Origin of the sequence: Chitinophaga fulva (assembly GCF_012927205.1) — a bacterium.
GTDB classification, from domain to species: Bacteria; Bacteroidota; Bacteroidia; order Chitinophagales; family Chitinophagaceae; genus Chitinophaga; species Chitinophaga fulva.
Genome location: NZ_JABBGC010000001.1, coordinates 2003916 through 2025804, shown reverse-complemented (window position 1 = coordinate 2025804; position 21889 = coordinate 2003916). Strand labels below are relative to the sequence as shown.

At 48.8% G+C, this 21889-nt stretch carries 16 protein-coding genes and 1 pseudogene; 8 read left to right on the top strand and 9 right to left on the bottom strand.

The features are described 5' to 3' along the window. Positions 1-174 precede the first annotated feature (174 nt). The gene (locus HHL17_RS08425) at positions 175-3042 is read right to left on the bottom strand and encodes a triple tyrosine motif-containing protein (RefSeq protein WP_169224294.1); all 2868 of its coding nucleotides are present in this window, start codon (positions 3040-3042) and stop codon (positions 175-177) included. Between the two features lie 284 nt (positions 3043-3326). Between HHL17_RS08425 and HHL17_RS08420 the strand changes: the two genes are divergently transcribed. The 5 genes from HHL17_RS08420 to HHL17_RS08400 are packed head-to-tail and all read left to right on the top strand — an operon-like array spanning position 3327 to position 11099. Then, positions 3327-6542, top strand: coding sequence for a SusC/RagA family TonB-linked outer membrane protein (locus tag HHL17_RS08420; RefSeq protein WP_169224293.1), 3216 nt, complete (start codon positions 3327-3329; stop codon positions 6540-6542). A gap of 11 nt (positions 6543-6553) precedes the next feature. Then, the gene (locus tag HHL17_RS08415; protein WP_169224292.1) at positions 6554-8053 is read left to right on the top strand and encodes a RagB/SusD family nutrient uptake outer membrane protein; all 1500 of its coding nucleotides are present in this window, start codon (positions 6554-6556) and stop codon (positions 8051-8053) included. Between the two features lie 18 nt (positions 8054-8071). Further along, a complete protein-coding gene (locus HHL17_RS08410; protein WP_169224291.1) occupies positions 8072-9160 on the top strand; it encodes a PKD domain-containing protein in 1089 nt (362 codons plus the stop codon). Positions 9161-9173: 13 nt separating this feature from the next. Continuing rightward, positions 9174-10055: a PKD domain-containing protein gene (locus tag HHL17_RS08405; RefSeq protein WP_169224290.1), complete on the top strand. Its 882-nt coding sequence runs from the start codon at positions 9174-9176 to the stop codon at positions 10053-10055. 3 nt (positions 10056-10058) lie between these two features. Beyond that, the gene (locus tag HHL17_RS08400) at positions 10059-11099 is read left to right on the top strand and encodes a family 16 glycosylhydrolase (RefSeq protein WP_169224289.1); all 1041 of its coding nucleotides are present in this window, start codon (positions 10059-10061) and stop codon (positions 11097-11099) included. A gap of 58 nt (positions 11100-11157) precedes the next feature. On the opposite strand, the gene HHL17_RS08395 is transcribed toward HHL17_RS08400, so the two are convergent. Then, positions 11158-12180, bottom strand: coding sequence for a helix-turn-helix transcriptional regulator (locus tag HHL17_RS08395; protein WP_169224288.1), 1023 nt, complete (start codon positions 12178-12180; stop codon positions 11158-11160). A 107-nt stretch (positions 12181-12287) separates the two neighbouring features. On the opposite strand from HHL17_RS08395, the gene HHL17_RS08390 reads away from it, so the two are divergent. Next, positions 12288-13811 carry a TROVE domain-containing protein gene (locus tag HHL17_RS08390; protein ID WP_169224287.1) on the top strand — a complete coding sequence of 508 codons (1524 nt, stop codon included), beginning with the start codon at positions 12288-12290 and terminating at the stop codon, positions 13809-13811. A 60-nt stretch (positions 13812-13871) separates the two neighbouring features. Next, positions 13872-14063, top strand: a pseudogene (locus HHL17_RS08385). 680 nt (positions 14064-14743) lie between these two features. On the opposite strand, the gene HHL17_RS08380 reads toward HHL17_RS08385, so the two are convergent. From HHL17_RS08380 to HHL17_RS08350, 7 genes are all read right to left on the bottom strand, one after another. Next, on the bottom strand, positions 14744-15277 hold the full coding sequence (locus tag HHL17_RS08380; RefSeq protein ID WP_169224286.1) for a hypothetical protein: 534 nt from the start codon (positions 15275-15277) through the stop codon (positions 14744-14746). After that, positions 15277-15984 carry a hypothetical protein gene (locus HHL17_RS08375; protein WP_169224285.1) on the bottom strand — a complete coding sequence of 236 codons (708 nt, stop codon included), beginning with the start codon at positions 15982-15984 and terminating at the stop codon, positions 15277-15279. The genes HHL17_RS08380 and HHL17_RS08375 overlap by 1 nt, the downstream gene beginning before the upstream one ends. Beyond that, the gene (locus HHL17_RS08370; RefSeq protein ID WP_169224284.1) at positions 15984-17006 is read right to left on the bottom strand and encodes a hypothetical protein; all 1023 of its coding nucleotides are present in this window, start codon (positions 17004-17006) and stop codon (positions 15984-15986) included. Before HHL17_RS08370 ends, HHL17_RS08375 begins: the two co-directional genes overlap by 1 nt. Further along, positions 17003-17584 (bottom strand): hypothetical protein, encoded by a 582-nt coding sequence (locus HHL17_RS08365; protein ID WP_169224283.1) that lies wholly within the window; start codon positions 17582-17584, stop codon positions 17003-17005. Before HHL17_RS08365 ends, HHL17_RS08370 begins: the two co-directional genes overlap by 4 nt. 132 nt (positions 17585-17716) lie before the next feature. Further along, positions 17717-18454: a LytR/AlgR family response regulator transcription factor gene (locus HHL17_RS08360; RefSeq protein ID WP_169224282.1), complete on the bottom strand. Its 738-nt coding sequence runs from the start codon at positions 18452-18454 to the stop codon at positions 17717-17719. 12 nt (positions 18455-18466) lie between these two features. Further along, positions 18467-20335, bottom strand: a complete 1869-nt coding sequence (locus HHL17_RS08355) for a tetratricopeptide repeat-containing sensor histidine kinase (protein WP_169224281.1) — start codon at positions 20333-20335, stop codon at positions 18467-18469. 173 nt (positions 20336-20508) lie between these two features. Further along, entirely contained in the window at positions 20509-21516 is a 1008-nt protein-coding gene (locus tag HHL17_RS08350; protein WP_169224280.1) for a GlxA family transcriptional regulator, read from the bottom strand. Positions 21517-21670: 154 nt separating this feature from the next. Between HHL17_RS08350 and HHL17_RS08345 the strand changes: the two genes are divergently transcribed. Further along, the gene (locus tag HHL17_RS08345; protein ID WP_169224279.1) at positions 21671-21880 is read left to right on the top strand and encodes a KTSC domain-containing protein; all 210 of its coding nucleotides are present in this window, start codon (positions 21671-21673) and stop codon (positions 21878-21880) included. Positions 21881-21889 lie beyond the last annotated feature (9 nt).

Sequence of the window (21889 nt, the reverse complement as noted above, 5' to 3'; positions counted from 1 at the left end):
TTAATTCTGTATCAGAAAAAAGCAAAAATCTGTCCGTAAAAGTCAGCTAAAACGTAAAAGCAAGTAAAACGTTTTATTAAAAAGGGTACGGAAGATAAAAAAGGGCCATTTCCCGAAAAAACAAAGAGCGGAAGCCATACTGGCCCCGCTCTCCTGCTTTATATCATTTATGGGTTAAATGGTATGAAAAAAATCAGTCATTTGCTGCTCGGTGGGCAGGTTCAGCTTCTTACGCAACCGGTACCGCTTGATCTCCACACCACGCACAGATATCGCCATCAACTGCGCTATCTCCTTGCTGGACAGCTTCAACTGCAAATAAGCACACAACTTCAGATCGGTATTGGTCAGCACCGGATAACGGTCCTTCAGCTTCTTCAGGAAATTATTGTTGATCTCATCGAAGTGAGAAGCAAACTGCTCCCAGTTGGCATTGTTCTTTTCCACATCATTCAACAACAGCAAAGCATTGCGTATCTCCGGATTATTATCATTCTTCTTATACACACTCGCCAGTATATCCTTTACCTTCACCATCGCATCCCCTTTTTCCACCAAATGCAACGACGCATCGGCCAGCGCATTGTTCTTAAAACGGATCTCATTGGCCAGTTTCTCATTCTGCAATTCAACGATCTCCTTTTCATTCTTCTCCAACTCCAGCTGATGAATGTATTTCAACCTCGCCTGCTCTTCGTCAAACTTACGCTGCTGCGCTGCCAGGTTCCGCTCCTGCCAACGGTATAACAGGTACAACAACCCCGCCAGCAACAGGCTGTATAACAGGTACGCCCACACGGTTTTATACCACGCCGGCTTCACGCTAAACTGATAGCGTAACTCTACAGACTCATGTCCCAGGTTATCCCTGGCCTTGACTTTAAAAACATACTTCCCGTCAGGCAGATTGGTATAATCCTTTTCCGGCCTCGATGACCAGGCAGACCAGCGCCCATCATACCCTTCCAGCTGATAGCTGTATTCTATATTGTTCTGCAACCCATAAGCCGGGGAACTGTACTCAAAATGAAAAGAGTTATAACTTTTGGGCAATGCCGGCGCCTCTTTCTCTTCCTGCACATAACCAGCTGCCGTACGGTTAAAATAACCCCCGAAAATCAGGCTGTCCGATTTACCCAATGCCCTCACCTGCCCCATCATAATACGCACCTGTTGCTGGTTTCCGGCGTACTTCTCATAGTTCAGGTGGATCATGCCTTTCTCTGATCCGATGAAAATATTCTCTTTATTATAAGGATAGATGTTCTCAAACCCCAACAATATCTTCCCATCCAACTCAGGAATATAGGTGATGGTAAAAGGTTGCCCGCCGGATGACCGGTGGAAATCCACCACTCCGATCTTTTTACCGCTACAGAACCAAAGGTTACCCTCCGCATCTTCATTCAGATAACGGATATCTATGGTGCCGAAAACAGGCTGCAGGAAAGCAGAAGGAACAAACCGTCCCGCGGCGGCATCAAATTCGTATACCCCCTTCGCGGTACCAAACACCACCCGGTTCTTCACCTTAAACACAAAATTGTTCAACGCGGACGGCAGGCCCGCACTATCGGTAAACAGATGAGCGGTCAGCGTTTTACGGTCAGCCGCCAACTGCAGCTGGTATACGCCCCGGTACGGGTGCGACGCCCATATCACATTATTGTTGTCTATCTCCAGAAACCGGATGGACTCCTGCAGTCCCTGCACCATGCCCCTGTCCACAAAACGGCCATGTTCATAACCCAGCATCCGTACGCCTGCATAAGTGCCGGCCAATACTTCAGCGGATGGATACACCGCTGTCATCGGCTTAAACAGCCAGGTACCCGGGCCATAGGCCAATGGCTGACTGACATGGTCCGTTACTTCAAAACAACCAATATGCTGCCCCATCAGCAAATGACCATTCACTTCATCGAACCGCCATACTTCATGCTGGCTACCGGGCATGCGCGCAAAATCACCTTTGGAAAAACTCAGGTCACCACTGCCCGGCACCGGTACATAATACGCTCCATCAGAAGTGGCGAGATATAATTGTCCTTTAAAAATCCGGGCGGAATACCCGGATACTTCGTTGGTCTTACTGGGACTGATATATTTAATGGCCGCATTGTAAGCGATAAAACTGATCCCGTTATTTAATCCAGCCCACAGGTTATTGTCTTTATCCAGGAAGACGCTGAGCACATTATTGTTCTGTAACCCTTCTGTCCGGGAAATTTTCTGCACGATACGTCCGGCGAAGTCCATTACCAGGCAGCCTTCCGCCGTGGTAGCAGCTACCAGTTCGCTGGCATTGATACGGGTACATACAAAGAGATTAACGCCTGTTGGCAAACGGCTGTCCTGCTTTTGCAGATGACCATCCGGCCCCATGAGAAACAGCCCGTCTGTTTGTGTGGCGATCAACAGGCTGTCATGCCCCATCTCCATGATGCCGGATATCAGCACATTGTTCAACGGCTGCCGGATATTGAGCGGTACCCATTCATGGCGCTCCAGTTGCAGCAGTCCATTAGCCTTGTCCTGTGCATATAGTTTATTACCCACCTTCCGGAGATACATCCACTCGCTGGTGGTAGGATATACTTTAATACTGTTGTTACGAAATTCCATGAGCCGGTCCGATGCCTGGAAAAAAACCGACTCGCCAAAAAGCTCTATCCGCCAGATATCCGCGAACCTGTTCTGCGATTTTGGCAGTAGTTTTTTTAAAGAGGTATACGTCAACACCCCGTTAGTCCCTCTTTCAAAATATCCTATCTCATCCTGGCCACCGGCATATACCCGGTCGTTGCTATCCATGGCCAATGCCCGCACAATCGTCTTGTTGGGCAACGGATATACGTTCCAGTGACTGCCGTCATAGGTCAGCATGCCTTCATTATTGGCGAAGTACATCATGCCTCTGCTGTCTTGCCGGATATCCCAGGTTTGTGTCCCTGCTTTGAAATCGCTCTTGCTGTAATTGATGATCTGTGGTAACCCTATAGTGTTTTGTCCGGCACAGGTCAACGAGCATAGGTATATCAAGATAAGCAAACACCATATTCTCATAAAATGAAGATATAAAATTCAGATGATGTAGTAATGATGTAGTCAATATTTATTGATAATCAATTCTTTGATGATTTATGATGTAGTAGAGATGTACCAGTTTTGTTTGGGCTGAAAAGGGCATCCTGTAATTTTACTGCATCCGGAACAACATCCCTGTCAACTAAAATCAAAACGGAATCTTCAAAAAAAATTGAACGAAAAGATCAGCATCATCACCGGACACCCTCCCGTATGAAACTGTAAAAACTGACTCACGTATGAAAAAATTTCTTCCATGCATGCTGATGCCTGTACTGTTGTTTTTTGCCAATATGTCATGGGCACAAAACATTCCCGTTACCGGCAAAGTAACAGACGAAAAAGGGGAAGCCATCCCCGGGGCATCGGTGGTGTCCCGCAACAGCAAGACGGTGGTAGCCGCCAATGCCGATGGCACATTCCGTATCAATGTGCTGCAGGGCGAAAAAATCCTGCACGTATCAGCGGTAGGATTTGTACAGCAGGACGTCACTATCACCGCTGCACCGCTGCACATCAGGTTACAGACATCTCCCAGTGACCTGAACGAAGTGCTGGTCGTAGGTTATGGCACCCAGAAAGTGACTAAAGTGTCTGGCGCGGTATCGACTGTAAAAGGTAATGACATTGCAGCGCTTCGTCCGGTAAGACCGGAAGAAGCCCTCCAAGGCCGCGCCTCCGGTGTGAATGTCATCCAGAGCGGCTCCCCCGGCGCCAAGCCCACCGTACTGATAAGAGGCATCCCCTCCTATACCGGCACCGATCCCCTCGTGATCATCGATGGCGCCATGCAATCCCTCGATGACCTCAACGCGCTCAACGCCGCCGACATCGAATCGATCAACGTACTGAAAGACGCTGCCACCACTGCTATCTATGGCGTTAAAGGCGGCAACGGCGTAATCGTGGTCACCACCCGCGGCGGCAAAAAGAACCAGAAGCCCGACCTGACCATCAACGCCAACTACGGCGTACAGGAAGTGTTGAAAACCATCCCGGTACTGAACGCTGCTGAATATGGCGCTATTATTAATGAAGGCAGCGTGGCCTCCGGCGGCAATATCATCTTCCCCGACCTTACCAAATTAGGCGCAGGTACCAACTGGCAGAAAGAAATCTTCCACTCCGCCCCCATCATGAGCTACAACGCCAGCTCCCGTGGCGGCAGCGACAGGATGACCTATTTCCTGTCTGCCGGTTACCTTGCACAGGACGGTATCACCGGCGGCGGCAGCAAATCCAATTTCAAAAGGATCAACGTTACCGCTAACGTCTCCGTAGATATCACCCGCAAGCTGAAATTCATCCTGAATACCAGCTTCGTCAACATCAAAAGCAAAGGCATACAGGAAAACTCTTTCAACTCCATTATCGGTAGCGCACTTAACTTCGACCCTACCGTGCCTGTATATAATGATGTGCCTAATACCGCGGGCAAATACAGCTTCAGCAACCTGTTGTTCTCAGAAATATTCAACCCGCTCACCAAACTGGAAAATACCTTCAACCAAAACAATGGCAATAAACTGTATGGTAAAGCGGAACTGCAATACGAAGTGATCAAAGACCTGAAACTGACCGGCCGCTTCGGGTACACCAACTGGGATAATACCAGCAAGACCTTCACGCCACTGGTATTCTACGGCCCGCTCAATGTGGAAAACACCATGATGGCCGATGGTACGCCCGTTGTCATTAAAAATGGCCTCGGCGGCATCTCCTCCAGTTCACATAACAACGTTTCCCAAACGAAAGAAGGTAATTTCAGTTTCACTGCCGAGGCTTTCGCCAACTATACCTTTAATGTGAAGCAACATCACCACTTTGATGTGGTAGCCGGTGGCGCCATCTATAAGACCACTGCCAACGGCATCACTGCCACCGCACAGGACGTACCTTTCAACTCCTGGGCCTTCGCAGATCTCAGCGCCGCTACCGGTAACAATACCGCCGGCGTGACCTATTTCCGCGATACGGTGATCAACGGCGTGGCCACACAAGTACGTGACCCGCGCGGCGATGTGGCGCCTAACCTCAACGCACGCACGAACAGCAATTACTATTCCTTTCGTCGTAACCTGTCTTACTTTGGCAGGATCAACTACGACTATAAAGATAAATACCTGGCTTCCTTTACCGCCAGAAGGGATGGTTCCTACGCCTTCGGTTTAAATAACCCGTATGCTAACTTTTTCTCCGGCTCCGCCGGATGGGTGGCCTCCCAGGAGGATTTCTTCCGGTCAGATTTTATCAGTTTCCTGAAAATCAGAGGCAGCTATGGTACGGTTGGTAACGAGAACGTAAAACCGTCTCCCGTTAAAATAGTCACCGGTGGCCCCAACTATTCCGATGGTAACAACAACGGCTATACGTTTGGCAACACCTTCCTCCCCGGTTCCACCGTGGCCTCCTATGCCAACCCCAGCATGTCCTGGGAAAAACAGGCACAGTTCAACGCCGGCTTCGACGTCACCTTCTATAAAAGCAAATTCTCTGTGTCAGCAGATTATTTCAGGAAAGAAGTAAAAGGGCTGTTGTTCGTATCCGAACCATCACTGTACCTCGGCACCGCGCAGGTACCGGAATCCAATATCGGCTCTACCCGCAGCAGCGGTGTGGAACTGACGGCAGGTTATAATGAAAATATCACTCGTGACCTGAAACTGAATACTAATGTTGCTTTCACGACTGCCCGCAATATCGTAACAGCCACCAACGAAGACGGCACCGCCTTCATCCAGGGCGGCAACTATTTCAATGGCGTATCTCAGAATGTGACCCGTTTTGAAAAAGGGAAAGCCCCTGGCTACTTCTACGGCTACAAAACTGCCGGCCTGTTCCAGACCACCGACGAAATCGCCAAAGCCCCCAGGCAGGACGGCGCCCAGCCTGGTGATATCCGCTTTGTAGATGTGAACGGCGACGGCGTTATCAACGATAAAGACAAAACCGAGATCGGCAACCCCTTCCCGAAATTCACACTCGGATGGAACCTGTCCCTCTCCTATAAAAAGTTTGACCTCAACGTGTTCACCTACGCTTCCGTGGGCAACGATGTATATCGTGCCTATGAAAGAAACTCCACCTATACCAACAAATTCCGTGATGTGCTGGACAGGTGGACCGGCCCCAACAGCACCAACGACGCGCGTCATCCGCGCTACTCTTTCACGGATGCCAACAGCAATATCCGGGCATCCGACCGCTATGTGGAAGACGGCTCTTTCGTGAAAATCAAAAATATCCTGCTCGGCTATACGCTGCCCACCACTTTCTTCCAGAGAGCAGGCTTCTCACAGGTACATGTATACGTACAGGTGAAAAATGCTTTCACTTTCACGAAATACTCCGGTTACGATCCTGAAATATCCGGTTTCATCATGAACACCGGTGTGGACCGCGGTGCATACCCACAAGCCAGAACATGGTCTGTAGGCGTTGATTTCAAACTGTAAAAACTAACAACATGAAGAACTTACTGCATATAACCGGACTGCTCGTTACATTGGCACTGCTCCCTTCCTGCAAGAAGTGGGTGGACTATGACGCGCATGAAGATTTTCTCGTCACAGAGAAAGACTACCTCCAGTCATCCAATGACTATAGTACGATGGTGATAAGTGTGTATTCCCCATTGCAATGGCTCAACCAGGCCGTTCCCATTGGGGACATCGCATCCGACAACGCCGTTACCGGTGGTGAAAACGCCTCCGACGTACTGGGCCTGCAACAGATCGACGACTACACCTATACACCGGCCAACGACTACCTCACAGAGATTTGGAAGTCGGCCTATGAAGGTATCAACCGCGCCAATTATCTCACCCAGTACAAAGACAAAAACATTTCCGGCAACAGTGTTAATTTCACTGGTAAGGAAGCGCTCTATGGAGAAGTATATTTCCTTCGTGCGTATTACTATTTCACACTGGTGAAATTTTTTGGGGATGTGCCCCTGTTTTTTGAAAGACGGTTAAATCTCTCCGATTCCAGGAAGCTGCAAAGATCGCCCAAAGCAGATGTGTACGCACAGATAGAGAAGGACCTGAATGCTGCCATCGCCGTACTGCCCAATTCCAATCCGCAAGCAGGGCGCGTTACCAAATACGCCGCACAGGCGCTGCTGGGCAAAGTGCTGATCTACGAAAACAAATTCGATGCGGCTGCTGCGATACTGGAAAATGTCGCCAACGGCCCCTTTATACTGGCGCCTAATTTTGCCGACATCTTCGTACAATCGGGCGAAAACGGTTCTGAGTCTGTATTTGAAATCCAGTATTCCAATCTCTTTCCTTACTGGAACTGGGGCGCTGCTACCCGCGGCCAGGGCAACTATGCCGTGCAACAATGCGGCATCCGCGGGCTTACCGGCAGCAGCCCTTATGCACCAGGATGGAGCACCAACCTGCCCACGCAGGAACTCGCCAAAGCCTATGCCGCAGGTGATCAACGGAAAGAAACGACGGTGCTGGACATAGAAGCTTACAAAACAGCACATCCGGAATTCACCATCACCTATCAGGCTGCCCCTTACAAAAACACCGGTCTGTATAACCAGAAATACCTGCCGCGTAAAGGAGAAACTTCCGGTCAGACAGAGCTCAATTATCTTAATAACTACCGCACCATCCGTTTTGCAGAAGTGCTGTTGCTGGCCGCAGAGGCTAACAACCGCGCCGCTACGCCCAACGATGCCAAAGCCCGCGATTACCTCAACAAAGTACGCCGCCGTGCTTTCCGCGATAACCTGCATGATGTTACCGCTTCCGGAACAGCGCTCAGGCAGGCTATCTGGGATGAACGCCGGCTGGAACTGGCCATGGAAGGCGATCGTTTCTTTGACCTGGTACGCACCGGCCGCGCCGCCACCGTTATTACCGGTTTCAAAGCAGGTAAAAATGAATTATTCCCTATTCCACAGCGGGAAATAGAAATCTCCCAGCTCCAACAAAATCCGGGTTATTAACCACCAAAATCCAACAGCATGAACAAACTTTCATATATACCGCTCCTGCTGCTCATAGCCCTGGGCAGTAGTTGCAACAAAGACACCTTCGACGATACGGACTTCCTGAAAACAGGTACCGCCCCTACCGGCGAAGCCATCAATTTTAAAATAACAGATGATAACTCCGGCCTTGTCACCATAACGCCCAACAGCGCCGGGGCTACCGCCTACGATATTTATTTTGGAGATGCCACCACCGACCCGGTACGCGTGCTTCCCGGACAAAATACCACCCACATCTATAAGGAAGGTACCTATCCGGTGAAAGTGGTCGCCAGCGGCATCACTGGCCAGAAAGCAGAGGCCACCAAACAACTTGTTGTAACATTCCGGGCACCTGAAAGCCTGACCATCACGGCCAACGCCAGCTTGCATGATCTTACAGTGTCGGCTAAAGCGTTGTACGCGACCGGAGGATACAAAGTGTACTTCGGCGATGCGGCCAATGAAGTACCCGTATTGATCGCTGAAGGTGCCAGTGTTACACATACCTATGCCAAAGCCGGTAAGTACCAGGTGAAGGTGGAAGCCCTTAGCGGAGGCGCCGCCGTCACCGCTGCTACCAAAGAAGTGACGATCTACAATGCGCTCACCCTGCCCATGACATTTGAACAACCGGATGTCAGCTACGCATGGGGCGATTTCGGTGGCAGTGTCACCTCAGTCATCCCCAACCCCTATGCAGGCGGTATCAACACCAGCGCCACAGTAGGCAAAATCATCAAAACAAAAGACCAGACCTGGGCCGGCAATTATATCGTGATGAGCAGCCCGATGGACTTCACCACCACCAAAAAGTTCAAAGTGAAAGTATACTCCTGGCGGCCCGGCCTGCGCATTTTGCTGCAACTGGAAAGGACCGGCGACAACTCCTTCATGGAAAACACAGAAGCCGTTACCACACAAGCCAATACCTGGGAAGAACTCACCTTCGACTTCAGCGGTAAAATCATGGATAACAGCAAGAAACTACAAAACATCCTGTTCTTCCTGGATAATGGCACACAGGGCGATGGCAGCCAGAACTACACCATCCTCTTCGATGACATCGTATTAACCAACTAATTGCGCACCACGTATGATCCAGTATATAAAACAAACGTTCCTCTTCGTTGCCGTGCTGCTGCTCGCCGGCAGCTGCAACAAAGACGACTATAAATTCGGCGACCTCACCACCCCGGGCACACCTGTGCTCACGCTCACCATTAACGGGAAAGACGCTACCCATCCCAATGGCGACGGCTCCGGCACCATACAGCTGAGCATCAACTCCGGGCACGCCTATAACTACAAAGTGGATTTCGGCGACGGGCAAACACCTAAGACCAGTACCGTGAACGCATACACGTACACGTACAAACACACCGGCATTAAAAAATTCACCATCACCGTGTATGCCTCCGGCAAAGCTGGCATCACCAGCACCAATACGGTGGAAGTGGAGATATATCGCGCCTTTACGCCTAATCCGGAACTGGTCAGCATGTTGACCAACAACGGCACCAAAAAATGGCGGGTAGACAAAGACGTCTCCGGCCATCTCGGCGTGTCTTCCGCAGATGTATTCACACCGGCTTGGTGGGCTGCTGCTCCCAATGAAAAAGATGGCCTTGGCATCTATGATGACATCTACACTTTTAACGTCAACGGCAACGTGTTCACCCACACCACCCACAACGACCTGTTTGGCAAAAAAGAATATCTCAAAGACTTCGACCCAACACTGACAGGCAGCGGGGACTATACCCTTGCCGGCCCTAAAGCTGCCGACTATACGGAAACATTCGGATACGATGGCAACGCCACCGAAGAATTTATCACCTTCCCGGTAAAAGGTCACCTCGGTTTATACCTGGGAGTACACAAATACCAGGTACTGGAAAGAACAGACACCCACATGACGTTACGTTGCGTCCAGGACCCCGGAGCATGGTATGTTAAACTAATCGCAATACAATAGCTTATGAAACATGTAACAGGAATGATGATGGCGCTGCTCGTGGCCCTGAGCAGCTGTGGCAAATCAAACGACAACAAGCCGGCGGAAAAAGTGGCGCCGCTGAACCTGGTAGTGAATACTACCGTGAGCACCGACAGCAGCGGAACGGTTATCTTCACTGCAACAGCCGAGCATGCGGTGAGTTATGACTATGACTTCGGCAACGGCTATATCAGAACTACCGCCAACGGCAGTACGAGTTATACCTATAACACGCCCGGTACCAACAACTACACGGTACAGGTCACCGCCAAAAGCGCAGATGGACTTACTATTGCCAAATCAGTGTCTGTAGCCGTCCCTGTGTCTACCGCCCTGCTGTGGTCCGACGAGTTTAACCAGGACGGAGTACCAGACCCGAAAAAATGGGGATACGATATCGGCAACGGCGATAACGGCTGGGGGAATGCAGAAGCACAGTACTATACCGATCGCCCGCAGAATGCGCAGATATCCAACGGCACGTTGAAAATCACCGCACAGAAGGAAAATTATAACGGCAAAGACTACACGTCTGCCCGCCTGCTGACCAAAGGCAAATTTGACTTTACCTACGGCCGCGTGGAAGTAAGCGCCAAATTGCCCGTAGGCAGCGGTACCTGGCCCGCCATCTGGATGCTGGGCAGCAATATCGCCACTGCCGGATGGCCTGCCTGCGGTGAAATAGATATCATGGAGCACAAAGGCAATGAGCCACAGAAAATATATGGTACGGTACATCACCCGGACCATGCGGGTGGTAATGCCGACGGCGGCACCACCATGGTAGCCAATGAAACCGGCGCATTCCATAAGTATACGCTGGACTGGTCGCCCAAACAACTCCGTTGGTATGTGGACGACAAACTCTATTTCACTTTTAATAACGCTGCCGGCCTGCCTTTCAACCATAATTTCTTTGTCCTGCTCAATTTCGCCATAGGCGGAACTTTTGGTGGCGCTATTGACCCGGCTTTCACCAAAGGAACGATGGAAGTGGATTATGTGAGAGTGTATAAAAACTAAGGGATTGGAATTCAACAAAAGATTACAGCCGGCTTATCTTGTTAAGCCGGCTGTTTCTTTATTTATCATGGATGTCATAGGTATCTGCCGCACGCCGCAGTTTCCATTGGATACTCTTACGCAACTTTTCCGGCCCCAACACCTTCATGCCGTCCGCAAACCCAAGAATCTCCCGTTCCAGTTCAAAGTTATGTTCCACCATGATGGTGATAACCGTTCCTTCCTGGCCTTCAGACACCACCTGCTGGCTGTGATGCAGCGGTTTGGTGAGTACATAAGGGGCATGCTCCGGTGTCACCAGAATAGTCACCTTCTGCGGTCTTACCCGGGCCACAGTAGGCCCTATAGCATGCTGATAGTAGTCCTCCGGCGTGTGCCCGTCCAGGTTAGGACGGTATGCTTCGGTGTCATCAATTTTCAGTGACATGATCCTGTCCAACGCCAGGGTAATAATGCCGGGGGAGGCATTTTTTGTCCCTATTACGAACCACCGGTTCTTGAATTCTTTCAGCCACCACGCATGAAGATGCATATCAGTAGCGGATTTAGCACGAAACGACTGGTACTTTATCAACATCGTTTGTTCCCGGGTGATAGCGTCGTAGATCATGCCGAGATGCGACAGCCCACGCAGGTGCTCATTTTTTTCGAAGTCGATGATCGTCCGCTGATTATGGGAAGATGAGTATACATGCCCCTCCAGTTTCTGCACCACATCATTCAGATGCTGGAAATGCGAGAAGCCCTTGAACTGCTTCAGCACTTCCACGGCCTCCGTCATGCGGGAGAGGTCATGTTCGCTCAGCGGGATATTGGTAATACTATAATCGGCGTCTTCGTAGGTGTAATATTTCTTCTCTACAATAATAATAGGTGCGTTGTAGCCCAGCTTATCACTGCGCATCATCTGGATATCCGCCTGGATAGTGCGGCGGCTGATGCCTTTCTCCATGCCTTCATAGTCATACAGAGCGTCCGAAACTTTATCGATCAGGTTCTGTAAAGTCCAGCGCCGGCGGCGGTTTCGAAGGCAGGTATCGATGGTTTTGTATCTTATTAAGGCGTTACGGTTAACAGGCATCAGGAAAAAATTTTAATAAAAATAAATAAAAAATAGACCTGCGCAAAAAGACTGCGCATATAGGGGGACATCTTTGTATCATCAATCACACAGTAATACAAAATGATATGAAATTCAATCTTTTCACAAAAGGCACCCAGAAGGTAACCAATCATGCAGGCGCACCGGCGTACAAGATGACTCCGGAAATGGAACTGTACACCAGCGTTGTGACAGCTTCCCTGAATGACCAGTTCTACGAAGGAGCCAGTGACAGGCTGACTCGTATCTGCACCCTGATGGACCAGAACGATCCGGCCTTCGTAGCCAGACTGGCCGTTTATGCCCGCGAAAAAATGTATCTGCGCAGCATCCCGATGGTATTGGCCGTGGAAATGGCCAAACGCTTCAACGGCAATGCGCTGGTGGGCAAAACAGTGGCGCGTGTAATACAGCGTGCGGATGAAATCACGGAAATGCTGGCCTATTATACTATGGCCAACAAGCGTACGGAAGTAAAAAAGCTGAACAGGCTGAGCAAACAGGTACAGAAGGGTCTGGCCTTGGCATTCAACCACTTCGATGAATACCAGTTTGCAAAATACAACCGTAAAACAGCTATCTCGCTGAAAGACGCCCTGTTCCTGGTACACCCGAAAGCAAAGAATGAAATGCAGCAGGAAGTGTTCAACAAAATCGTTAACGATACCCTGTCTGTACCGTATACATGGGAAACCACCCTGTCAGCCGTTGGTCAGCGTTCTTTCACTTCCGAAATAGCTAAAAAAGCGGCGATGCAGGAAGCCTGGTCAGAACTGATCACCAGCAAACAACTGGGATACATGGCTACCATGCGTAACCTGCGCAATATGCTGCAGGCCGATATCAGCCCGGTATACATGACCATGGTGTGTGAGCACCTGACCAATCCGACAGCTGTATTGAAATCCAAACAGTTGCCGTTCCGCTACCTCGCGGCTTACCGCGAACTGCAGGAAGTCCCGCATGGCCTCACCGGTCAGCTGATGCAGGCCCTTGAAACCGCTGTCAAAACCAGCGTGGAACACCTGAAAGGTTTCGATGTCAATACCCGGGTGGTAATTGCCTGCGACGTGTCCGGCTCTATGCAGTTCCCGTTGTCTGCCCGCAGCAAAATAAAAGGTTATGACATCGGCCTGATGCTCGGTATGCTACTGCAGCATAAATGCAAAAACGTGGTAAGCGGTATGTTTGGAGACACCTGGAAAACCATAGCGCTGCCGGGTAACAACATCCTCGCCAATGTGGACGCGTTCTACAAAAAAGAAGGGGCAGTAGGCTACTCCACCAACGGTTACCTGGTCATAGAAGACCTGATCAAACGTTCCTACGTGGCCGATAAGATCATGCTTTTCACCGACTGCCAGCTGTGGAACAGCAACGGCGGACAACAGGATGCATTTTCCGAAAAATGGACCCACTATAAACAACATGTGGCGCCCCAAGCCAAACTGTACCTCTTTGACCTGAAAGGACTGGGTACAACGCCGGTGGACGTACGTCAGAACGATGTATACCTCATCAGCGGCTGGAGCGATAAAGTATTCGATGTGGTAGAAGCCATTGAAAATGGACAGACCGCACTGGAACACATCCATAGTATAACCCTTTAATCATCCGTTTTTGTTAACTACATAAAACCGCAGCGCGCTGAAAGGGCGCGCTGCCTAACCGGCCCGGTAGCTTAAGAGGACAAAGCTGCGGTAAAATCCGAAACCGCGGAGTGTATGGACCATATCGTGACAAGCACGCCCTGTCATGATCAGAATTTACAGTGCACCGAACACTTAAACGTTAGTAGGGAAGCGTATTTACAGCCATACTGTTCAGCAATGAAAATGCAGGTTCGATTCCTGTCCGGGCTACATCAATCATAACATAACAACAGGTGCCGTCACAACGGGTTACTTCGATCCAAGTCTGAAACCGCAGGTTCGAATCCTGCCCCCGGTGAGCACATCCCGGGGTAGTAAGTGGTAAACAGCAGAAAAAAAGTCCTGTTAATTTTATCGCCCTGTTGTTATGTTATTCAAAAATTATCAGGTGTCGTTTGAATGGGATACTTCACTCCAAATGAAACTTCCTCCTATTCAGCTTGTTACCCTGATATAACAACAGCAGGTGCCGTAGCGACGGGCTACTTCGTTTCAGGTTTGATATGCAGGTTCGATTCCTGCTCCGTGAGCAATCACGGATCGTCTAATGGCAGGACGCAGGCAGTTTGCAGCGGAGAAATCCGGGGGCAGACCTGTTATCCTGTTGCGCCTTGTTGCCCTGCTGTTGTTATATCTTCTTAAAACAAAAAATATCGCGAAAGGCGATGCTCAAAAATATACAGGTGTCGTTTGAATGGGATACTTCATTTTCATTGTAGACCCTCCTATTCAATTTGTCACCCTGTGTTAACAATGCCAGGTGCCGTAGTAATGGGTTACTTCCATAGGGGATTGGGATTGCAGGTTCGAGTCCTGCTTCCGGAGAAATCCGGAATCGTCTAATGGTTAAGACACAATATATACCTGTTACGCTTTTTGCCCTGGCATTGTTATCTAAATGCATACTCCCGCTTCTCTATCCCATTTATCGTTTCTACCACAGGCTGACAAGTGTCCAACTCAAAAAAATGTACAAAAGCCTGATGGATAAAATCATGCATCACCGCGGTTCCATTGGTATAAACACTATAGGTCATCCCTTTTACCGTAATAAAATAATTCGTGATCATGCCCTTGTCCATCTGCTCATTGATCTTAAACCGGATAATATCTTCCCGTTTAAAAACAATCGCCCTTCCCCGCCGGAAAAATACAAGACTGTCTGTAGTAAATATCAGTTGTTCACATTGATACAACATACCAGCACAATATTGACCTAACGCCAGCATAACAGCGAAAAAAGGCGCAAACAACAACACCATCCGGAGCGTTCGGGGAATGCCCAGGGAAGACAGCCCGGCTTCATAAGGCTGTAATATCAGTATATACAACAATGATAATACAAGGAAGACAGCAAGGGCCAGTATCAGTTTTAGTCTCGGCCTTGCCACCAGCCAATATTCAACACGAAAAATTTTCTCCATTAGTGCTTTTTGTCTATAAAATAAAACAACACCTGAAGCAGGAGGATCAGGAACACCACTCCCGATGTGAAAATTACCAGGATTACCTGCCCCGGCGTCATTTTCTCGAACAGATTATACCTAAGGGGGTCACTCTTGACTACATATACGCCATAATGCGGAAAAGGGTTCTGATTAATTTTATTCCGGAGGACTTTTTTGTTGAAATGTTTATCGATATAAGGTTTGAGGTATCGTATAAAATCGTCCACTGTCTGTACGTCTTCCGCTGTAGAAAAGGGTGTCATGGCGGTTGCACCTACGCGTATCCGGACGGTCAGTCCTTCTTGGGTAACAAATGACAGATAACGGAAGCCCACATTGCCCATATTCTCTATGCGCCGGATGCTCCCCAACGGGATGTCAAAACGCCGCTTCCCGAATTGAAGCAGCAAGCGATCGTCATCTACATTAACTATCCATGTTCTGTTGTGAACCAGCTTCACCATCCATTTCAGGGACAAGAAGCTGATACCCAAAATGATACCAATGATTATTCCTCTCGGTATCCTTAAAAGGTCCAGCGGGAAAATCATCCGGACAAGATAAAAGGTCCCTACGAGCACTGCCGCCAACACCGGGATAATCGACAGCCCCAGCCATATCTCCGTCCTGTAATCCAGTCCCTGAAAGCGGAATTCCTTCTGTTTGATAACTGGTCCCATCATTATTTTATTTCTACCGGCGCCGTAGTAGTAGGTAATGGCCCGTCCGGCGATGCAGACGGTTTATCGAATGGCTTATACCGGTATGATTTTTCCGGTTCTTCGCAGGTGGTATAAAATACAGGCGGCTGGTCTATTTTCCCCGGCGTCCGGTTTTCTTTCAATACCGGCATCAGTGGTTCATACTTATACAAGATGCGCACATCACTGTATTCTGCTATCAGCTCCTCCGGCTTTGTGCCATGTGCCGTGTACTGGTGGGTCCTGGGGTCGTATACATACTCCGATGTATCAATTTCAGTAAGTAGCTTATAAAAACGATTGGCATACAACACATCCTCTCCCACCTTCTCTTTACCAACATAGGCCTTCATTTCTTCGCTCTCTTTGTCATTTGGTTCCATCGGGAATTTTCGGCTGGTGAGGCTCGTTTGCAGCACAGCAACTCCTTCTTCCTTAGTGATAACGCCTACAAAAGGCTCCTGATAACGGTTCGGTTTCTGATAAAGGAATACAAAATCATTGAACTTTTTATCCGGACGATAGATCTCTGTATTCTTATCTGTCTTCAATACACCGTAATCGTCCGTTACGTGGGAAAACGTGATCTCTGAGGGCACAGCGGCCTCTTCATAAATGTAGGGCTGATTAAAACAGTTCGCATGTTCGTTAAACACGCGGCGTGTCTTTCCGTTGTTCAGCTGCAAAAAGGTTTGTCCCCGCTCAAATCCATTGAAATACATCCGCACACTGTCATGTAAGTCTTTATTCTCCCGGGCAAATACGATAAAAGTATTGACTGGTTTGTCAGGTACAAACCGTATCCTGTCTTTTTCCACGTGATAGGTACCGGGGGCCAGCGTAGCATAGCCATAAAGAAAATACCGGCCGTCGCCGAAAATACAGATACCGTCCTGGACTCCGCCGTAACGGCCGGCAATAGACTGCGCCGAGGCGCCATCACTCATTAAAGATAGCATGGTCATGGTCCCAAATATGTAGATGATATACAAAAATCTGCTCATAAATTATGCTGATTACAATACTCAAAAAAATCATGCAGGCGGAAAATACGGGTGAGATAAGCATAATCCTGGTTCACCTGCTGATAACTCTTCACAGACGGCGCCGCTACATCCAGATTGCCCCTGCCAAGGGTACGGTCGGGAATAAACAACGCATTGGTCACCTCCGGTTCCCCCAGCAGGGAATACACTTCACGGCCTTCCACTGCATAGGGTTTGTACCGGGAACTGAGGTTTTTCTTAGTATAGATGGTGTTGTAGATGACATATTTCGATTTCGAAGGATTAATCACACCATATGAAGTCAGCTCCAGGTTCAGCTCCTGCGGTTGCAGGCCCAATGCCTCACAACTGATGCTGTGCATGCCCTCTGCCAACGTAATCCTCAGAAATGACTGGGCCGGTACCATATGTGGTTGCTGGTCTATCGTAACAGTTATGTCCCTGCCCGTCGGATTATCAATTAATGTCGATCCGTTGAGCGTTGGCTTCAGCAACAGCTCATAACCGGTGTAACATCCTATTAATACCAATACCAGTAACAGTCCTATGAATCTTTTTCCTGCAATTTGTGCCATGGAATCACTGTTTTTACCCGAAATACGGTTTTCAGTGATTAAAGTTAACAAAGGACTGTTGTACACTGTTGGGCCGATCAATTTCCGCTCACGACGGATTAACATCTGTAGGTGGTGGAAAAATATCCGCGCTTATATTTTATCGATAAAACTGAGCACGACTTCTTTCTTACGGTCAGACACGGGCACCGTTTCCCCGTTAAACATTTCAAGATACCCTTCCTTGTAATATTTGCTGACGTAACTACCATTCACAAGATAAGACTGATGGCAACGGATAAATGTTTCCTCAGGCAACAGCGCTTCGTATTCTTTCAACACTTTGGAAACGAGGATGGAACTGCCATTCTTCAGGTAAAAAGTGGTGTATCCCCGGTCACTTTTGCAGTACAGGATATCCCCGATGTCGATGATCTGCGTATACTCTGCACTCCTGAGCGCAATACGTTTGGGCCGTGTTCCCCCTTTATAATGATTGGCTGCAATTTCCAGCTGATGCTGATTAAACTTGTGTTGCTCGCTTTTTTTGAAACAACGATCTACGGCTTCTTCAAAAACAGCTGTCTCTATAGGTTTGAGCAGATAGGCAAAAGCACCGAGGTTCAATGCCTGTAACGCATACTGATCATAAGCGGTAATAAAGATGATCTGGCTGGAAGAAACATCAATGCGGCTGAACAACGTGAAACTGTTACCGTCTTTCAATTGTATATCTGCCAGGATCAATTCGGGCTGAAGGGTGGGTATTTCAGCCTGTGCTTTGGCAACTTCCCCGGAGTAGCCAACTACCTGGAGATAGGGAATCTCGTTCACCAGCGCCATGAGGTGTTTCAGGATATTGATTTCGTCTTCAAGTATATAAACAGTCATCGGACATGGTTTTTAATCAATTAATAACGGTAGATAGATGGTTGCCTGGAAGCCTTGCTCCTGTGTTTTGGGCTGTGCCTCAAAATACGCTACACGGGCCGTTTTATTGAACAGGAGATCTAAACGCTCCTGTACAATGATACGTGACAGGGATGTTTTCTCGCGCGGGCCATGTGTTTTAACCTGCGCCCCGGCGCCGTTATCATCAATGCAGATGACCAGCTGCTGCTGCTCCTGGCGGAAGGAGATCGTCAGCATACCGGGATAATCGATGGACTTAAAGCCGTGCTCAATGGAGTTTTCCACAAATGGCTGCACCAGCATGGGCGGTATCAGGATAGCATCCACTTCTGTGCCGTCCGTATCAATGCTGTAAGAAAATGCGTGCTCAAAACGCATCTGCTGCAATTCGATATAGTTCTTCAGTGAACCTATCTCATCTTCCAACGGGATCAGGTCATGACGGTTCAGCTCCAGCACATTACGCATCAGCTTGGAGAAAGACACCAGGTAAGCATTCGCTTCCGTCTTTTTATTACTGCTGATCAGTCCCTGCATATTGGCGATGGCGTTGTAAATAAAATGCGGGTTCAGCTGCATCTGGCGGGTCTTCTGTTCCAGCAGCAGCCGTTTGTTTTCAATGGCCAGTTTTTCATTTTTCTCCCGGAGCAATTTCTGGCGGTACACGTTGTAAACGTAAAACGCAATGATGGCCAGTAAAATACACACACCCACAAAAATCCAGCGTTGCTGTGCAATGATCTTTTTATTCAGTTCATTGTTCATCTGCAGCGTGGCGATGGCCTGATCTTTTTTCTCTGTCTGATATTGGGTGTGCAGTTCTTCTATTTTAGAGGCTTCAATAGCATTCTTGTTACGGCCATAGATATTGAAAGCGGCGTGTAAGGCGTCCAGCGCATTTTTATAATCCCCTTTTTGTTTGTACGCTTCATGCAGTCCCTGATATTCGGATACCAGGTTCATGGTCTCTGGCTGTTGCGCTGCCCATAAAATAGCTGCTTTATAATAGCGGATAGCAGAATCAGTCTGATGATTGCGTACAAAGGTAGTGGCCAGGTTATTAAACGCCTCCAGGTGTAACTTCTGTTGTGCCTGCAAATAGTTAAAATAACGCTTGCCTGAGGCAATCGCTTTTCCATACTCGTGACGGGAAGAATAGAGTTGTGCTTCGTAATCGTAGGTACGGGCCAGCGCCATACTGTCGTCTATTTGCAAGGCCAGCTGCCGCGCACTGTCCAGGAAATTTTCCATCGCCACATTGTTGAGCTGCCGCGCTGCCAGCAAAAACGAAATATCAAAGTAACGTTGACGGACAGCCGGATGGGAATGGAAAGGATGATGGTTATAATACAGCTGTGTATACTCCACAGCTTTGGCTACGTTCTGATTAACATAGTAGGATTTGGCCAGCAGATCGTACAGGCGGTAGGTAAACACACTTTGGTGATGTTCTCCTCTTTTCACCGCCTCCAGGATGCGGGTCACCAAATCTGCTTTAGCAATATCTGAACCGGACAACGCGCGGTTCAGGGTGGCATAATCTTTCAGGGTTTGCAGGTCTGTCTGCTCCGGGGCCGGAGATACCTGGCGGAAATACAGCGAAGCGCTGTCGTATTTACGCTCCACCGTATACAGGTTACCACGCAGGTAAAAATACCAGGGGTTGGCGGATTTATCCGGTGTAGTATCCAGGCGGGCCACTAAAGCCCGGAGGCCGTCCGTATACGGCTTTGTTTTGGCCGTATCGTCGGACAGGATGAAAGTAATATAGGTTTTATCGGATGCACCGGTATTAGCAGGAGCCTTCGCCTGTTGGTCCGGCATCCTGCAACCGGCACACCAATAAAGGGCAACAAACAATGGAAGTAATAATCTATGTGTTCTGTACAGATTGATCATATTTGTATATCCGGGTACCCTTTGAAAGCAATTGCTAACGGGTACAAAATTAAGAAGTGATGTTATTCGCCGGTGGCCCGTATAATATCCGCGGCTACCTGGTTAATATTCGCAGGAACACGATAAATATCCGCTCAGGAAACCACGCTGGTCGTCACCAGCCGCAGGCCGTTACGCCCGTATTTTTCCTTGTACGCCTTGGGTGTCATGGCCACATACCGTTTGAATATCTTACGGAAGAAGCTCATATCTTCATAACCACAACGGAAGGCAATCTGTTCAACCCCCTCCTGGCTGCTTTCCAGCATTTTTTTGGCCGCTTCGATACGTACCCTTTGCAGATAAGCCAGGGGGGTATTCCCGGTGGCCTGTTCAAACCGGCGGATAAAATGCCGGATGCTCATATTGTACTGTACCGCCAGTGCTTCTATGCTGATGGCTTCCGCATAATTTTTTTCGATGAACTGCTGGGCTTTGCTGATCATACTATCGGTATGGTCATGCTGCAGCCGGAAGATGGAAAAGGCATCCTGTGGCTGCTGATGCAAATTGATCATCAGTATTTTGGAAGCGATGATGGCGGCTTCATGCCCACAGAATTTCTCCACGAGGTACATCATAAACGTCGTGAAACTGAAAGCACCGCCGCAGGTGTAAATACTGCCCTGGTCAACGATAATCTTATCGTCCTGTACTTCCACTTCCGGGTACATGGCCCGGAAACGGTCTACAAACAACCAGTGCGTGGTGGCCACTTTACCGTTGAGCAGACCGGTGGCCCCTAACAGAAACGCCCCCACGCAGATGCTGGCCAGTTCTGCCCGTTGCAGATGCTGCTGTCGCAGCCAGTCGATCAACCGCCGCTCCCGCTGCAATACCAGTTGTATCTTATCAGACTCCATAGCGGGCACAATCACCAGGTCATACACCTCCTGCTTCCGCAGTTTGACCGGTACAGCGGTGCCTTTGGTTTTCCGCCACAGCTGGTTATCTTTCTCCGTAATAAAATCAATATCAAACTGAACACTGACAGGACTGCCGGTCAGTAACGGAGATGTCCGCATGATAGAGGCCAGTATATCCGCCGGCCCAGCTACGCTTGATGGCACGGCATATTCATAATCCAGGATCGCAATACGCATACACTTTAAGATTATTAGCTAATATGGCAATATTAACTCTTCACAGGTCATTTTTGCCAAAGTATAAAGTTAATATTTCTGCTCATTTCTGGTAAATTATTTTCTACCGGGTATGATAATTGAGGCGGAAAAAACGGAAAATCAGGAATAGGTCATGCCGTCGTCTGTCATCCGTGCATATTATTACGACGCCCTGCATACCGTCCTACGGATTGTGTTTGTTTCGGGCGCTGTATACGACTATGAAGCCGTACCGGAATCCATATACCAGGCCATGAAAGCGGCTGCTTCCAAAGGCACTTATTTCAACCAGTATATCAAAGACAAATTCAAATTCTCCCGCCATCGCGATGCCCATGGATAGACTATACGC

What these genes read in the sequence shown, in the direction of transcription:
- HHL17_RS08420 (WP_169224293.1), top strand. Translation starts at nt 3,327, where the DNA reads ATGAAAAAATTTCTTCCATGCATGCTGATGCCTGTACTGTTGTTTTTT.
- HHL17_RS08415 (WP_169224292.1), top strand. Translation starts at nt 6,554, where the DNA reads ATGAAGAACTTACTGCATATAACCGGACTGCTCGTTACATTGGCACTG.
- HHL17_RS08410 (WP_169224291.1), top strand. Translation starts at nt 8,072, where the DNA reads ATGAACAAACTTTCATATATACCGCTCCTGCTGCTCATAGCCCTGGGC.
- HHL17_RS08405 (WP_169224290.1), top strand. Translation starts at nt 9,174, where the DNA reads ATGATCCAGTATATAAAACAAACGTTCCTCTTCGTTGCCGTGCTGCTG.
- HHL17_RS08400 (WP_169224289.1), top strand. Translation starts at nt 10,059, where the DNA reads ATGAAACATGTAACAGGAATGATGATGGCGCTGCTCGTGGCCCTGAGC.
- HHL17_RS08395 (WP_169224288.1), bottom strand. Translation starts at nt 12,180, where the DNA reads ATGCCTGTTAACCGTAACGCCTTAATAAGATACAAAACCATCGATACC.
- HHL17_RS08390 (WP_169224287.1), top strand. Translation starts at nt 12,288, where the DNA reads ATGAAATTCAATCTTTTCACAAAAGGCACCCAGAAGGTAACCAATCAT.
- HHL17_RS08380 (WP_169224286.1), bottom strand. Translation starts at nt 15,277, where the DNA reads ATGGAGAAAATTTTTCGTGTTGAATATTGGCTGGTGGCAAGGCCGAGA.
- HHL17_RS08375 (WP_169224285.1), bottom strand. Translation starts at nt 15,984, where the DNA reads ATGATGGGACCAGTTATCAAACAGAAGGAATTCCGCTTTCAGGGACTG.
- HHL17_RS08370 (WP_169224284.1), bottom strand. Translation starts at nt 17,006, where the DNA reads ATGAGCAGATTTTTGTATATCATCTACATATTTGGGACCATGACCATG.
- HHL17_RS08365 (WP_169224283.1), bottom strand. Translation starts at nt 17,584, where the DNA reads ATGGCACAAATTGCAGGAAAAAGATTCATAGGACTGTTACTGGTATTG.
- HHL17_RS08360 (WP_169224282.1), bottom strand. Translation starts at nt 18,454, where the DNA reads ATGACTGTTTATATACTTGAAGACGAAATCAATATCCTGAAACACCTC.
- HHL17_RS08350 (WP_169224280.1), bottom strand. Translation starts at nt 21,516, where the DNA reads ATGCGTATTGCGATCCTGGATTATGAATATGCCGTGCCATCAAGCGTA.
- HHL17_RS08345 (WP_169224279.1), top strand. Translation starts at nt 21,671, where the DNA reads ATGCCGTCGTCTGTCATCCGTGCATATTATTACGACGCCCTGCATACC.